13 protein-coding genes are annotated in these 14,537 nt (G+C 50.2%); 6 read left to right on the top strand and 7 right to left on the bottom strand.

From position 1 onward, the window contains the following. Nucleotides 1–37: 37 nt before the first annotated feature. Nucleotides 38–586, top strand: a complete 549-nt coding sequence (gene ppa / locus Q9L42_RS08915; RefSeq protein ID WP_305908793.1) for an inorganic diphosphatase — start codon at nt 38–40, stop codon at nt 584–586. Between the two features lie 37 nt (nt 587–623). On the opposite strand, the gene Q9L42_RS08910 is transcribed toward ppa, so the two are convergent. Both Q9L42_RS08910 and Q9L42_RS08905 read right to left on the bottom strand, forming a co-directional pair. After that, a complete protein-coding gene (locus Q9L42_RS08910; protein ID WP_305908794.1) occupies nt 624–1,073 on the bottom strand; it encodes a molybdenum cofactor biosynthesis protein MoaE in 450 nt (149 codons plus the stop codon). A gap of 1 nt (nt 1,074) precedes the next feature. Beyond that, on the bottom strand, nt 1,075–1,308 hold the full coding sequence (locus Q9L42_RS08905) for a MoaD/ThiS family protein (RefSeq protein ID WP_349432653.1): 234 nt from the start codon (nt 1,306–1,308) through the stop codon (nt 1,075–1,077). A 160-nt stretch (nt 1,309–1,468) separates the two neighbouring features. Between Q9L42_RS08905 and moaC the strand changes: the two genes are divergently transcribed. After that, the gene (gene moaC, locus Q9L42_RS08900) at nt 1,469–1,942 is read left to right on the top strand and encodes a cyclic pyranopterin monophosphate synthase MoaC (RefSeq protein WP_305908795.1); all 474 of its coding nucleotides are present in this window, start codon (nt 1,469–1,471) and stop codon (nt 1,940–1,942) included. 47 nt (nt 1,943–1,989) lie between these two features. On the opposite strand, the gene Q9L42_RS08895 is transcribed toward moaC, so the two are convergent. Both Q9L42_RS08895 and Q9L42_RS08890 read right to left on the bottom strand, forming a co-directional pair. Further along, nucleotides 1,990–3,684, bottom strand: a complete 1,695-nt coding sequence (locus tag Q9L42_RS08895) for a monovalent cation:proton antiporter-2 (CPA2) family protein (RefSeq protein ID WP_349432652.1) — start codon at nt 3,682–3,684, stop codon at nt 1,990–1,992. A gap of 289 nt (nt 3,685–3,973) precedes the next feature. Then, nucleotides 3,974–4,744 (bottom strand): ATP-binding protein, encoded by a 771-nt coding sequence (locus Q9L42_RS08890; protein ID WP_305910248.1) that lies wholly within the window; start codon nt 4,742–4,744, stop codon nt 3,974–3,976. A 334-nt stretch (nt 4,745–5,078) separates the two neighbouring features. On the opposite strand from Q9L42_RS08890, the gene Q9L42_RS08885 reads away from it, so the two are divergent. Then, nucleotides 5,079–5,615 (top strand): MEKHLA domain-containing protein, encoded by a 537-nt coding sequence (locus tag Q9L42_RS08885; RefSeq protein WP_349432651.1) that lies wholly within the window; start codon nt 5,079–5,081, stop codon nt 5,613–5,615. A gap of 29 nt (nt 5,616–5,644) precedes the next feature. Here the strand turns inward: Q9L42_RS08885 and Q9L42_RS08880 are convergent, their stop codons facing one another. Continuing rightward, a complete protein-coding gene (locus Q9L42_RS08880) occupies nt 5,645–6,421 on the bottom strand; it encodes a hypothetical protein (RefSeq protein WP_305908797.1) in 777 nt (258 codons plus the stop codon). 82 nt (nt 6,422–6,503) lie between these two features. Further along, complete coding sequence (hslO, locus tag Q9L42_RS08875; protein ID WP_305908798.1) at nt 6,504–7,379, bottom strand: Hsp33 family molecular chaperone HslO; 876 nt, start codon at nt 7,377–7,379, stop codon at nt 6,504–6,506. A gap of 82 nt (nt 7,380–7,461) precedes the next feature. Here hslO and msrA point away from each other — a divergent pair, with 82 nt between their 5' ends. Then, nucleotides 7,462–8,106, top strand: a complete 645-nt coding sequence (gene msrA / locus Q9L42_RS08870) for a peptide-methionine (S)-S-oxide reductase MsrA (RefSeq protein ID WP_305908799.1) — start codon at nt 7,462–7,464, stop codon at nt 8,104–8,106. A gap of 14 nt (nt 8,107–8,120) precedes the next feature. On the opposite strand, the gene Q9L42_RS08865 is transcribed toward msrA, so the two are convergent. Continuing rightward, nucleotides 8,121–11,507: a mechanosensitive ion channel domain-containing protein gene (locus tag Q9L42_RS08865; protein ID WP_305908800.1), complete on the bottom strand. Its 3,387-nt coding sequence runs from the start codon at nt 11,505–11,507 to the stop codon at nt 8,121–8,123. Nucleotides 11,508–11,618: 111 nt separating this feature from the next. Between Q9L42_RS08865 and corA the strand changes: the two genes are divergently transcribed. Both corA and Q9L42_RS08855 read left to right on the top strand, forming a co-directional pair. Further along, a complete protein-coding gene (gene corA, locus Q9L42_RS08860; RefSeq protein WP_305908801.1) occupies nt 11,619–12,731 on the top strand; it encodes a magnesium/cobalt transporter CorA in 1,113 nt (370 codons plus the stop codon). Nucleotides 12,732–13,359: 628 nt separating this feature from the next. Next, the gene (locus tag Q9L42_RS08855) at nt 13,360–14,472 is read left to right on the top strand and encodes an ISAs1 family transposase (protein ID WP_305908802.1); all 1,113 of its coding nucleotides are present in this window, start codon (nt 13,360–13,362) and stop codon (nt 14,470–14,472) included. Nucleotides 14,473–14,537 lie beyond the last annotated feature (65 nt).

Raw genomic sequence — 14,537 nt, 5'->3', positions numbered from 1 at the left:
AATGGCATTTTTTTTCATTTAGACAAAGAGGACCTGAATGTCTTTTACGAAAGTCGCACCGGGAAGTAATATACCCGACATCATCAATGTCGTGATCGAAATCCCGGCCTTCAGCGACCCGGTCAAATACGAAGTGGACAAATACAGCGGCGCGTTGACGGTGGACCGCTTCATGGGAACCGCGATGCAATACCCGAGCAATTACGGTTATATTCCGCAAAGTCTTTCCGAAGACGGCGACCCCGTCGATGTCATGGTCATCACTCCGGCGCCACTGTTGAGCGGCTGCGTTGTCGAGTGTCGTCCGATTGGCGTACTGCAGATGACCGACGAAGCCGGCCCCGATCCCAAATTACTCGCCGTCCCCGTCCCGGAGTTAACGCCCTATTACAACCATGTCAACAACTACCAGGACATACAGCCGGACAAACTGGCTAAAATCTCTCATTTTTTTGAACATTATAAAGACCTGGAAGAAGGCAAATGGGTTAGCCTGGAAGGCTGGGCCGGCGTTGCAGCAGCCAAACAAGAAATCTCCGAAAGCATCGCTCGCTACGAAGCTTTGATTAAAAAGCCGGCTTTATAAACATCATGACGCGGGATTGCCGCCGTTCAATCCCGCGTCATTTCTGATAACCGTCGGTATTTTTCTCCACCCAACGTTCTAGACCGGACAGCAGCAACTCTTTTTTCCAGAATGGCGCCTGCGCTTTCAATGCCTCCATGATATAGCGGCAGGCATCGAAGGCATCGCCGCGGTGCGACGTCCACACCGCCACCAGGACGATAGGATCATGCGGAAAAATATCGCCGACCCGATGCACTAGCAAGGCCTCCAGCACGGGCCACTTTTGCCCGGCCTGCTCGATAATCTTTTCCAACTGCCTTTCGGTCATGCCTGGGTAGTGCTCCAGCGTCATCCCCTTGACGTCATCGCCTTCATTAAAATCGCGCATCGTGCCGATAAAAAGACTGGTCGCCCCATATTGCCCGGCCAGCCGATCTATCTCGGCTTGATAATTCTGAATTTCCCGCCAGGGATCGAACGCCTCCAAACAGACTCTGACTTCCACATCAACCTCCGGTCACCGGTGGAAAAAAAGCCACTTCGTCGCCATCGTCGACCGCTGCAGCCAACGCCACATATTCCATGTTAACGGCGGCCAATACATTGTCGGGCAATGCTAAGTCAGGATTAGCCTTGACCCAAACATCCTGAACACAAGCGACACCCTCGGAATCCAACTCATCCCCGGCTCGCCCCAGTTTTTCCTTCAAGCTGGCAAAATAACGGACTTTAATCGACATCGACCTACACTCGATAATAGAATAATCGGATTACAGCAGCATAAAAGCAAGAATTCATCATCAGATTCCGGCTATAGGGCTGCAACATTGCGGCTGCGCTCAACTGGGCTCTAACCCGCTAAGCCTGAGCGCGCCGAATCATCTATAATTTTACCTGAATATGACGCAATTAACGCATTTTAATCAAGCCGGCGAAGTCCATATGGTCGATGTCGGCGACAAGACCATCACCGAACGGACTGCCATCACCGAAGGCTATATCGAAATGCAGGCCGATACCCTGAAGTTAATCATGGCCGGCAATCATAAAAAGGGCGACGTCTTGGGAACGGCCCGCATCGCCGGCATCATGGCGAGCAAAAAAACCGCCGAGCTAATTCCGCTATGCCATCCCCTGCCGATTACCCATGTGGAAATCAAGCTGACGCCGCAACCGGAACGCGACCGGGTGCATTGCCTCACCACGGTCAAGACCCATGGCCAAACCGGTGTCGAAATGGAAGCGCTAAACGCTACTCAGGTGGCATTGCTAACGATTTATGATATGTGCAAGGCGGTAGACCGCGGCATGGTCATTCAGTCGGTGCAATTGCTGGAAAAAGAAGGCGGAAAATCGGGACATTGGCGCCGCTAACCCGGCTTGACTGGGTCGAATCGTCATCTACTCATCAATCAGCCGAGCTAGAGATATTTTTTTTTCAAACGCTGATAATAGCCGTGCCGATAATCATTCAATAATTGACTTGTTTTCAGTTGATCGACGCCACTGTCGGTCAACGCTAATTCAGCGAGGCGTAAACTCGCTTCCAACGTTTCCGAAACGGCGGTATTGGCGCCATGGCTCAACAAGACTTCGCAATGACTGAGACTGCGGCCGCGAACATGTATCGGCAACTTCGGATAGTTTTGACGCACCACGGCGACCAGGCGTTCGGCATGTTCTATGTTGTCCAAGGCCACGATCAACATGCTGGCTCGATCGGCGCCAGCGGCCTTCAAGACCTTCAGCCGGCTGGCGTCACCATAGTAGACCGGATAACCGTTTAAGCGACCCTCGGTGACTTCTTGGTGATCGTAGTCCAATGCCACATAGGTCAGTCCCGCGCTTTCCATCAAAAACGCCACCCGCTTGCCCACGCGGCCGAATCCGGCCAGGATGATATGATCCTGTTTATGCTCGTCGATACACTCCGGCGCTTGCTGATCGCGTCTCTTAGCTTCCAGATAATAGCTCAGCTGGTCTCCCAGTTTGACCAGCAACGGGGTGGCGACCATGCTGAGAGCGATGATCATCGATAAGGCCTGAACTCGAGGTTCGATTAACAGGCCAGAAATCAAGGCATAACCAAACAACACAAAACCGAATTCACCTGATTGGGACAATAACAACGCAACTTTCAAGCTGGTATTGTTATTCAGTTTGCTGATTCGGCACAATAGCCATACCACTCCGGCTTTAATGACAATCAACAAGACCACCAATCCAACGATTGATCCGAGGCTATCCAACAACACCCCCACTTCGATACTCATGCCTACCGACATGAAAAACAAGCCCAGTAAGATTCCACGAAACGGTTGAATATCAGCCTCGATCTGATGGCGATAATGCGACTCGGCCAGCATCAGTCCGGCCAAAAAGGCGCCCAAGGCCATCGACAGACCCGCCGTTTCCATCAACTTGGCCGCCCCCAGCACCAACAACACGGCAGCGGCAATAAAAACTTCCGAGTTGCGGCTGGCGGCGACTTTATCCAGGCAAGGATTCAGCAGATAACGTCCGGCAATCACCACCGATACGATCGCCATAAACGCCTTGATGCTTGCATAACCGATACTGTCGCCGAGTTCGGCGCCGCCGGCCAGCAAAGACACCATCGTCAACAACGGCACGACGGCCAAATCCTGCATTAACAATATTGAAAATGCGGTGCGGCCGGTGGCATTGGTCAGCTCGGCTTTTTCAGACAGAATCTGTAAACCAAAAGCGGTCGATGACAAGGCCAGCCCCATCCCGACGATCAATGCGGAGCGTAACGGCAAGTCCAGCCATAAGCCTATCAACATCAAGATAGCGCCAGTCAGCAATATTTGCGCCATGCCCAATCCAAAAACCCAACGCCGCATGATCCATAAACGCGCCGGCTTCATCTCTATGCCGATCAGAAACAGCAAAAAAACCACGCCGAATTCGGCAAAATGGCGAATATCATCAACCTGATCGATGATTGACAGCCCCCAGGGACCCAGCACCATGCCGGCGAACAGATAGCCAAGCACCGATCCCAAGCCTAGGCGATGGAAGATCGGCACCGCAATGACGGCCGCCGAAAGCAGCGCAAAAAGATCGACAAAAAAATGGCTGTCAGCATGCATGTTTATTTCAGTCCTTCTGGTTAAATTCCGGCGTATGGTAACGCCCCCCCCCCGCCTTCTGCATTCAAGTTAGACTTCGCTCAGGAAGTTTTCGTTTCGGCATTATTGGGACAATTCCTCCGTCACGAACGTTTAAGGGCTTAACAAACGACAGAAAAAACAAGCCTATCACACCGGAATGGCAACGACCGTAACTAACGTATCCAGCATTCAACGAAGGCGCTCACCCCATAACAAGAGTTATGACCAAATAAGCTGATAAAAGTCGAACCACTTCCGACCATGAAAATTATTTGTTGCGACTGCACGATGCATAAGCATTATAAAATTGTTTCGCGGTCCTCCCGCTTTTCGTCGCACGCATACTTGCGAAATCCAGAGCAGCCTGATGCAAGGCGATCCGGTCCCCCTCATAATCGGCAAAATAGCGATCCACGATATTAAGATAGGCCTCGGTTTTCTGAGCATAAAAAGGCAACCACAAACCGAACCGGTCCGATAAAGAAATTTTTTCCTCGACGGCATCCGAATAATGCAATTCACCCTGCATCAACCGGGTATCATGATTATCGTCCATATGCTCTGGCAACAAGTGACGACGATTCGAGGTCGCATAAAGCAGAACATTTTCGGGAGGCAATTCAATGGAGCCTTCCAACACGCTTTTCAGCGCCTTGTACTGAGTTTCTCGACTTTCAAAAGAGAGATCATCGCAAAAAATAATAAAGCGCTGAGAGGCTTCACGAATATCATCGACAATCTCGGGTAAATAGATCAGGTCCTGCTTATCGACTTCGATAATGCGCAAGCCCTTTTCTTTGAACTCATTCAACAAGGCTTTGATTAAAGATGATTTACCCGTCCCCCGCGCGCCCCACAACAACGCGTTATTAGCCGGCTTGCCAGACAAAAAGCGTTGCGTATTATTGACCAATTGTTCCTTTTGCGTTTCTACGCCCAATAAATCCTCTAAACGAACCGGGTCCAGTTGTCTCACCGGACGCAAATATTCGTTGCGCTGGCGCCAAATTGCGGCGTAAGTAGTGCTCCAATCGATCATTGCTTCTCCTGTCAATTTTATCATGTTGAAATCCGGGCCCCATTACCCAGCACCTAAATTCCATGGCTACTGGACTATATTTTACATTCCAGCATAATTTAGGTGCTGGGTGAACGGCGCTCCTCGACAGACACACCCCATGGCCCTAAACACAGCAAAAACGCTCAAATATGGGAATTGCTGCCTAAATTCCATGGCTTTTGGGCTATAGGATAATTTAGATGCCGAGTGAACGGCGCCCCTCATCAGCCCCCAGACCTAAACACCATTAAAACGCTCAAACTAGGAATTGCTGTCATTACACGAATACGTGTTTTATGCGAAAATTCAGTTCATGTCATGGCCGGCCACGATCGCTCATCGACGTTTTATCGACCGTTATCAAAATCTTGAAAGCAGACAAATGCATTATCCCAGCGAAGCAAACGATTTCCAGGCGCCTCATGCCGCCCTGCTAGGCGACAGCTACCTAAAATTACTGCATAGGCCGTTGATCGGCGGCGAATGCGGCAGCAAGGCATTCGCTCGGGCATTGTTCGAGGCTCCTTTTGCCGTTGTATCGCACGACACGGAAGCCGATCCGATCTTTAATTACGCCAATCGCAAGGCGCAGGAACTATTCGGCATGGATTGGCAAGAATTTACCCGGACACCGTCTCGCTACTCCGCCGAACCGGTAAACCGAGAAGAACGGCAACGCCTGCTCGACCAGGTCGACCGTCACGGTTTTATCGATCATTACCAGGGAGTTCGCATCTCCAAGCAAGGACGGCGTTTCATGATCCGGAATGCGGTGGTCTGGAATCTAAGCGATGACGACGGCCTTTATCGGGGACAGGCCGCCTGTTTTGCCGAGTGGTTGTATTTATGAGCGCTTAGCGATAGGCCTAGACGTTTGCCTCAAACGCTCTTGCCAACGTCATCCCGGTGTTGCTGATATTTACGGTAATTGATGGAGATTTTCAGACCGGCGAAACGTCCGGACATTTTGACCAACGCTTGACTTTGTTTGTCGAAAGTCAGTTTGACCTCGCTCAAGGTTCGGTCCTCATAACCTTCTTCAACATCGTAGGCCTCCAGTTTAAAATGATAGCGATAAACCTCCTGTTCCCCCTGGTCCTCTATCTCTAGAGGTTCGCCTAATTGCGCCACCACCACCGATTTAAGCGGCAAATCGGCTTTGATTTTCTGCACGTGCTCGGTATCCACCTTTAACTGGCGCTTCCCCTGATTGATTTCCGCGCCGCCTAAGGATCGGAACGAAAGCTCCAGGAATTCCGGTGGAGCGATCTGCAAAAACAGCGGCGAAAAGATCCAGGCCACGATCCGGTTCTCCCGGTTAAACACTAAGGCGAAGGAAAACTTGATTTCCGGTCTCATGATGCTGCCCTGTTCATCGACCTTGCGGAAACGGTATCGCCATAACGAGCCATCTCCCGTTGTTTCCGTCGCGCTGGGATGAAGCTTGGCTAACGAAACGAAATCCTCGCTGAACAGAATCGGATCCTTGAAATGCACGGTAAAGTCGTCTTTAACGCTGATGGCGAAATGTTCATCGAACTCATCCATCTGCAAATAGGTTTGATAAGCGCGCCACCAGTAGAAACAACCGGTCATCGTCGATAACAAACAGAACACCAGACCCAACCTTAATAGCTTAATGAGCTTGTTTTTCATAGCAACCGACCTCTTCTCATGCAGCCTTCACCCTCATGTTATCCGCGCCAAGCGCATGAAAAAACGGACCGCCATTGACACGCTAATGTTGCGTGTCCGCCCCCTCTTTCCCCATAGCCTGATTCAGCAATATATTTTCCACATCCACTTTATCGAAGCGGTACTTTTCGCCGCAAAACTGGCAGTCGACTTCAATATCGTCACGCTCCTTGAAGATCGCCTCCAGCTCTTCGCGCCCCAACGCCAACAAGGTGCCACTGATTTTCTGCCGGGAACAATTGCATTGGAAAGTCACCGATTCCGGCTCATATATACGCACCTTTTCTTCATTGAACAGACGATAAAGCATTTCCTCGCTGTCCAGTCTCAACATCTCCTCTTCGGTCACCGTATCGGCCAGCATTTCTATCCGTTCCCAATCTGATTGGTAGTGTTTCTGATCCGGAAGTTCCTGAATCAACAAACCCACGGCCTCCGTTTTATTGGCAAATAGCCATAATCGCGTCGCCAACTGTTCCGATTGCATGAAATAAGTGTGCAACATCGCCGCCAAACTATCCTCTTCCAGCGGCACTATGCCTTGATAGGGCTCCGAAATTTCCGATTCAATGGTCAACACCAGGTGACCCGCTCCCATCATCTCCTTTAAGTTACTACCGCTGACGCGGTTGGCGCTGCGCACCAACCCGCGTATCTTGCGTTCATTGGTGGACTGCGCCACCAGCGCTCTCAGGTCGCCGTCACCCTGTACCTGCAAAATCATCGAACCCTGGAACTTAACCGTCGCCGACAATAACACCACAGCGGCCAGAGCCTGGCCTAATTGCGAATCAACGGCATCATTTGCCAGCGTTTGAAATTGCTTGACCTGCTGAAGGCTTTCGCGCAAATGCACCCATTCGCCTCGCACACCCAATTTCTCAAAAATAAAACGTCTCAGACAATCTTGTTCTTTCATATCTCTTAAAACTACTTAGCAAACTAAATGTGTTCATTATAATCTATACGCTTCGATAGCAATTCATTAGGGGACCGACGATATGATCTTTTCCAGCAAAAAAAGCCGGCTACCAAGCCCTGACGAGGCATTGCCAGGCCGCGACACCCCGCTACGCAAACCTGAAAACCATGTCATCACCGGCCACCGAATCACCCCACCCTTTCCGGAGGGATTGGAACAGGCGATGTTTGCACTCGGCTGTTTTTGGGGAGCGGAAAAGAAATTCTGGCAACAGCCCGGAGTCTATTGCACGGCGGCCGGATACGCCGGCGGCTACACCCCCAACCCGACCTACGAAGAGGTTTGCACCGGCCAAACCGGGCACGCCGAAGTGGTCAAGGTGGTGTTCGACCCGAAGATTATCAGTTATCAGCAGCTGCTGATCATTTTCTGGGAGTCTCACAATCCAACCCAGGGCATGAAGCAAGGCGCCGATGTCGGCACACAATATCGATCGGTCATTTATACCTACTCCGAAGAACAACAACAAGCCGCGCTAGCCAGCAAAAACCATTATCAGCAAAGATTGAAAACGGCCGGCTTCGGCGCCATCACCACCGAAATTCATCCGGCGCCGACCTTTTATTATGCCGAAGTCTATCATCAGCAATACTTGGCTAAGACACCACGCTTGAGCAGCTGCGATATTCCCTTGAGCCATACCGGCAGACCGACTTATCGCTAGCGTTGTCGACGGTGCTAAGAGCCGCTATCGATGGGGAGCACCGAGGAACGAATATGCAGATCACGCTGCGGAAATGGAATCTCGATATCGTGTTCTTTGAAGGCCCGTCTAACTCTTCGGTGTACGTCATCGGTGACCGGCAGTATGTCGCTTATATCGCGAACATAAACACGTACGCTAAAGTCTAAAGAACTATCGCCAAAACCGACAAAGAAGACTTGGGGCCCAGGATCTTTCAGCACTAAAGCGCTTTCGCTCACGACCTGTTTGAGAATATATATCACCTGCTCTTCATCGGAGCCATAAGCGATACCGATCGGGATCACCACCCGGGTTACGGTATCGGTCAAGGTCCAGTTAATCAGTTTATCGGTGATGAAGATTTTATTCGGAACGACAAGCTCTTTCTGGTCCCAATCTATAATCGTCGTCGCCCTCATCTGTATACGACAGACCTTGCCGCTAATGTCGCCGACGGTCACGGTATCCCCGACTCTGATCGGTCGTTCGAATAACAGGATGATGCCCGAGACCATATTGGCGAAAATTTCCTGCAGTCCAAAACCCAAACCGACACTGACCGCGGCGACCAACCATTGCACCTGTGACCAGCTGCCTCCCAGCTCGTTGGCCACGGCAATGAAGGTGATCGTAACCACGGTATAACGGGTCAACTGGATCAGAGCATAGCGACTGCCTGCGGTCATGCGGTAGCGTCCCGCACACAGCAAGTCGAGCAGACCGGGAAAGTTATTGACGAACACCATCATCAGCAGCAGGTACAAGCAACAGATAAAGACATTGACCAGTGTAACCGGTAGCAACGTTTCCTGGCCGTCAACCACTCCCTGATGGTGCCATAAGACCACCTGCTCGAAAATCGACAGCGCCGGCAGAATATCGCTGAGCGTCAACCAACCGCCGACCAATATGATAGCGATGATGGCCGCCTGCAACAGTTTCCGGCTCTGCTCGTTTATTTTGGGAATATCCAGTAAAGGTTCCTCTTCCAGGCTCGCCGCCGACGCTTCCGCCTTATCCTTATCCCCCATTTGCTCCTGCTGTTGTTTGCGTTTTTGTCTGACATTCTTTAACGCCAGTTGTCGGTTGGTCAGAACCATCCAGCGCATTACTATTTCATGCAATAATGCGGCGAAAAACAGCAAGCGCAACATGATCACCATTTTGTGCTGTAACTCCAGCGCGCTTTGATAGTAGCCTACGATCGCGAAACCGATAATCGATAGCGGAGCCAAGACTAAACAGCCGTACCAGACATAACGCAGACGGTAAGCCCAATCGTCAGAATTTTCCCGGTAATAATCCTTGGCCAGACCGTGCACCGGATGAGCCAAGCGGTGCAGCATATAGGCTAACGCCAGCATGCCGATTATCAACACCATCCTGCCCAATGAATAACTTTGTTCCGAATAAACATTATCGGAAAAAATTCCGATCAGAAAAATGACTGGAATCACGACGAAACGTATCCATTTTAATTGCCCATGAAGCAGCTGAATACTGTGTTCATGCCAATAAAACAGTGACTGAACGACACCTTTTGGTTTAAACAATCGATAAAAAAATTGAATCAACAACAAAGGGACGGCGGCCGCCAACAACCCATGAGCGACGGCATGACTGAATGTCTCCGCTGGTTCATGGCTCAATAAAAGCCACCCCATCCAAGCCACCAGCAACGGCAATGGCAACGCCAACAGAAAAACGTATGCCAAGCCAGAAAAGGTAAAACTAAAGCGGTCGACATAGGGCCTGGAACTATTTTCCAGCAAGGACTGCAAATTGACCTTGATTTTTTTCCTCAACCACAAGGCTATCGAGACCGCGACAACCCCCAACAACGCCAATACCGGGCTCACTTTCACGCTAGTTTCGATGTCGACCGCTAATTGCCGCCAACGATCGATATCCGTCAGCCATAAGAGCGACTCAGCTATCTCCACTAGATAATGCTGATCGATCACCGGCGCACTAGGCACCCATAACAAGCGCTGATCCAAATAATGGCTGAATTTCTCCCCTAATCTCACCAATTGATGGAGGGCGAAATCGACATCGGCCAAGGTTCTCGAATAGTTCGAATAGACCGAGCTGAGCCTGAAAACCAGCTCTTTTTGATCATTCAGCAAGAGCCGTAGTTCGGTGCGTATCTTTAGCCTTTCCGCATCGTCAATATCGCCGGCGACAGCTTCCGACATCCTGGCCTGGATAGTCTTATCCATGTCCGCCAATGATTTTTTGATCTCATCCAGTTGAAACAACTCCAGACTGACCAAGGCGATTTCCTTTTGAATCTTGTCAAAGGTGTTTTGAAAGTCTTTGCTTAACGGCAGGTTGCGGCGTTGCTCGCGCAGCAAATTGCCCAGCGCCGGGCTAAGCCCGGCCAGGTTGATTTTCTGCTCGGCGCTCTGAAAATCGTTCTCCAGCTGTTTATAGCGTTGTTCTATTTCATTTCTTTGATCAAGATACTTTTCCAACTTTTCATTAGTTTCTTGCAGCAAGCGGTTATAGCGGATATTCTCCCGGGTCGCCTCCTGAATCAGCGGATGTTTGCCGTCCGCTTCCTTCTGCGCCTGTATCAAGGCCGTTTGCGCTTTTTCGATTTCCTGTTGCCGACGCTCAACCAGATAATCATCAATATCTTTAATCAGCTTAGATGATTGCTCGACCTGTAAACTCAGCAGTTGCAATTCCAGTTTTTTCGCCTGAACCCGTAACGGATACACCAGATTCTCGATCTCCAACCAGGTCAAATTGGCATTCAACTTGCGTGACCGGCTATCCAATTGATCCTGGCGGGCTTCGAGCTCCTGAGGATTCTCTATCAGCGTAGACAGCGCACTTTTTTCCTGCTGTAAGGAGACCTGTAAACTTTTACTTTCCGCCGTTTTCTCGCGGATTTTCTGCGGCCATTTAAGCTGCTCGTCTAGTTGCATTTCCAAACGGCTGATCGAGGCTTGCAGCTCATTCAAATTGGACTTCTCGATAATCAGCCGCTGTTCCAATTCATCGGAGGGATAAAGCGAAAAATCCTCCGCTTTTTGAGTTTTTAATTGTTCTTCGCTAACCTCGATGCGTTTTTCCAGTTGTTTGATTTCAGTCGGCAATGTTTTCAGCTGCTCCTGCGCCTCCTGTATCTGCTGCTCCAGCATTTGCAGCTCTTCAAGATTGTCTTCGGCGGCGTAATAGGCGTTTAACAGCCGCAGCTTCAGCGCTTCTGCGAGATTGGTTTTGTGTTTTATCGCCTCGATGTTATCCCGAACCGAAGACAACGTGATATCGCTCGACGCCCTATGTTTGGCGGCCTGAACGAGCAGCGGATGATATTGTAAGATAAAAAACAATAGAACAAAGCTGAGCCAACGAACGACTACATTCATATAGACTAAAATTGCGATAGTGACAAAGCAGGCAGGATAACCGATATTGCGCCATCAGTCTCCCTGCGGATCGTTAAAATCAACCTCCATCGATCGATACGGATTAGCATTATGAAATTCACCTACCCAAGCTGGCACCGCTTGCATAAACAAAACGACAAAGAAGCCTTGACCAGCGCCGCCGCCAAATCCGGTTTACCTCCGGGCTCGCTGGTCCACATCGGCGAAAGACACACCGCCAGCTGTAAAATTTACGTGACCCAATACAATGCCGACAAGCTGGAACAACAAGAGATCGCGACGCTCGCCGAACTGAACAATCTCCCAGCGCACGGCGTGAATACTTGGATCAATATCGATGGTTTGATCGACACCAAGGTCGTCGAAAGCATCGGCCGACAATTCAACATACATCCGTTGGTATTGGAAGACATCCTGAGCACCCGTCAACGCCCTAAACTGGAAGAGCATGAGGACTATCTCTATGTGGTTGTCAAAGCCATCAATGCAGACTGCAGCGAGGGTTTCAGCCTGCAGTACGAACAAATCAGCATTCTGCTATTGGATCATTACGTCATTACCTTCAAGGAAAAGGCCGACGATACTTTCAAACCAATAGTCAACCGCCTGCACAACCGCAAGGGCCGGTTGCGCCTTTGTGGCTGCGATTACCTGACCTACGTCATCATCGATACCATCGTCGATGACTATTTTATCGTCGAAGACAAGCTCGATGACGTAATCGATCCGCTGGAAGACAGTCTGCTCAATAACCCAACCGATAATACGCTGCATACGATTCAACAACTACGCCGCGAACTGATCGGCATGAAACGCAGCATTTCGCCGTTACGAGAACTGTTGACTAAAATCCAGCATTCCGATAGCGCGTTGCTGGCGGAAAAAACGTTGCGTTTTTTTAACGATGTTCATGATCATGTGCTGCGCGTCACCGATGCGCTGGATTCCTATCGGGAAAGAATCGCCGCGATGCAGGATATTTATTTGTCCAGCATCAGCCACAAAATGAACGAGACGATGAAGGTTCTGACCATCTTCGCTTCGATCTTTATCCCGCTGACCTTTATCGCCGGCATTTACGGCATGAATTTTGAGTACATGCCTGAGCTGAAATGGCGCTGGGGCTACCCGTCGCTGTGGATGCTGTTCATCATCATCGGCGTGGCCTTGCTGCTGTATTTTAAAAAGAAAAAATGGCTTTGAGTCGTACGACTTCATTGGCGATATAGGGTAGGTTTGCACCTATGGCATCAGTAAACTATGGCCATACAACCAGGGCTACCTCATTAAATGAATGAGTGGCAAAACAGAAAATTAACAACAAATACGCCAGGCAGAATGATGATATGGACTCCTCTCCTTTCCGCTACGCTTGATCCATCTCACGGATGTGGGTAGGGTGTGCTGACGATAGGAAGCGCACCGGCTTTTGATGCGCTTCACGCAGTTCAGCACATTCGAAGGCAAAACAGTGCTTTGCGTAGGAGCGCCGCCCTCGGCGCGAAAAGAGCCATTCGGCCCGAGGGCGGGCCTCCTACGGGCAGACTTTGGCGGAGCCGCGGCGCAAGTAGCTGCATGTCGCTATGCGAAATGCAGGTCAACGAGGTCCTGAACGATTCAACCGCAGCAATTCATCAGTTTGAGTATTTTTGCGGGTTTTAGGGCACGGGGTGTGTCTGTCGAGGAGCGCCGTAAACCCATCCCTGGGGGCTTGACGACAGCATCCTTGCTGCCGACATCCTCGCCAAACACACCAGGGCCACCGCATATAAATTTTACATAAACCAGCAAGTTAGGGGATCATATGGTCAACTGATATTAGGATTGCCATATGACTACTTGCATAATAGAGCATTTTTCAACGTTAAAAGATCATCGTATTGAACGCAACAAACTCCATAGCTTACTGGATATCATAGTGTTATCTATTTGCGCCGTCAGTAGTGGTGCTGATGGCTGGGAAGCGATAGAAGAATTTGGCAAGGAGAAAGAGGACTGGCTTCGTCAGTATATTCCTCTGGAAAATGGCATTCCTTCGCACGATTGTATTGCGTATACGCTACGCAAAGTGTCGCCCACCGGTTTCCGGGAGTGCTTCATGAATTGGGTGAACGCGGTGAAGGAGCAAACGAACGGTGAAGTGATTGCCATAGACGGGAAAACGGCGCGGGGTTCGCGCGACCGGAAAGCGAAGCGTCACCCGCTGCATATGGTCAGCGCCTGGGCTTGCAGCAATCGACTGGTCTTGGCGCAGGAAGCGACTAGCGAGAAATCCAATGAAATTACCGCGATTCCTAAACTCTTGGAGCTATTGGAACTGAAAGGCTGTATTGTGACGCTGGATGCGATGGGTTGCCAAAAGGCCATCACGTCCCAGATTATCGACCAGAACGCAGACTATGTGATTGGCTTAAAAGGCAATCAAGGCACCTTACATGAGGAAGTGACGGACTTTTTCGACACGGCCAGGGCCGCCGATTTTAAAGCCGTCGACTACGACTTTATGGAGGAGACCGACAGCGGTCATGGCCGGATCGAAACGCGCCGCTACTGGATTAGTGAAGAACTGTCTTCACTCTCCACGGTTGCTGAGTGGGCCGGACTGCGCAGTATTGGCATGGTGGAGAGAGAATGCTGGCAAGACGACAAGAAGACGCTGGAAACCCGGTTTTTTATCGGTTCCATTTCCCAAGACGTTAAACGTTTTGCACATGCGGTCCGGGGTCATTGGGGCGTGGAAAATCCATTGCATTGGCGACTGGATGTCGTTTTTGGGGATGACGCCAGCCAAATTCGCAAAGACAATGGACCCGCCATCATGACGTGTATTCGCCAGTTATGCCTTAATCTGTTTGAAAACGAACCGTCTTCCTTGAGTATGGCCAAAAAAAGACGAAAGGCTGCCTGGAATGATGACTACCGTGCCAAGGTTCTGTTTTCTTAGCTATTTATATGCGGTGGCCCTGCCAAACACACCCCATGCCCTTTTTGAACGCCAAAGTGATGATA

Source organism: Methylomarinum sp. Ch1-1 (assembly GCF_030717995.2).
Classification (GTDB): domain Bacteria; phylum Pseudomonadota; class Gammaproteobacteria; order Methylococcales; family Methylomonadaceae; genus Methylomarinum; species Methylomarinum roseum.
The sequence above is the reverse complement of the archived record's forward strand: the minus strand, read 5'-3'. Positions and strand labels throughout refer to the sequence as shown.

Bases quoted from the DNA above. Each gene is read 5' to 3' on its own strand.
- ppa (WP_305908793.1), top strand. From the start codon at position 38: ATGTCTTTTACGAAAGTCGCACCGGGAAGTAATATACCCGACATCATC.
- Q9L42_RS08905 (WP_349432653.1), bottom strand. From the start codon at position 1,308: ATGTCGATTAAAGTCCGTTATTTTGCCAGCTTGAAGGAAAAACTGGGG.
- moaC (WP_305908795.1), top strand. From the start codon at position 1,469: ATGACGCAATTAACGCATTTTAATCAAGCCGGCGAAGTCCATATGGTC.
- Q9L42_RS08895 (WP_349432652.1), bottom strand. From the start codon at position 3,684: ATGCATGCTGACAGCCATTTTTTTGTCGATCTTTTTGCGCTGCTTTCG.
- Q9L42_RS08890 (WP_305910248.1), bottom strand. From the start codon at position 4,744: ATGATCGATTGGAGCACTACTTACGCCGCAATTTGGCGCCAGCGCAAC.
- Q9L42_RS08885 (WP_349432651.1), top strand. From the start codon at position 5,079: ATGTCATGGCCGGCCACGATCGCTCATCGACGTTTTATCGACCGTTAT.
- Q9L42_RS08880 (WP_305908797.1), bottom strand. From the start codon at position 6,421: ATGAAAAACAAGCTCATTAAGCTATTAAGGTTGGGTCTGGTGTTCTGT.
- hslO (WP_305908798.1), bottom strand. From the start codon at position 7,379: ATGAAAGAACAAGATTGTCTGAGACGTTTTATTTTTGAGAAATTGGGT.
- msrA (WP_305908799.1), top strand. From the start codon at position 7,462: ATGATCTTTTCCAGCAAAAAAAGCCGGCTACCAAGCCCTGACGAGGCA.
- Q9L42_RS08865 (WP_305908800.1), bottom strand. From the start codon at position 11,507: ATGAATGTAGTCGTTCGTTGGCTCAGCTTTGTTCTATTGTTTTTTATC.
- corA (WP_305908801.1), top strand. From the start codon at position 11,619: ATGAAATTCACCTACCCAAGCTGGCACCGCTTGCATAAACAAAACGAC.
- Q9L42_RS08855 (WP_305908802.1), top strand. From the start codon at position 13,360: ATGACTACTTGCATAATAGAGCATTTTTCAACGTTAAAAGATCATCGT.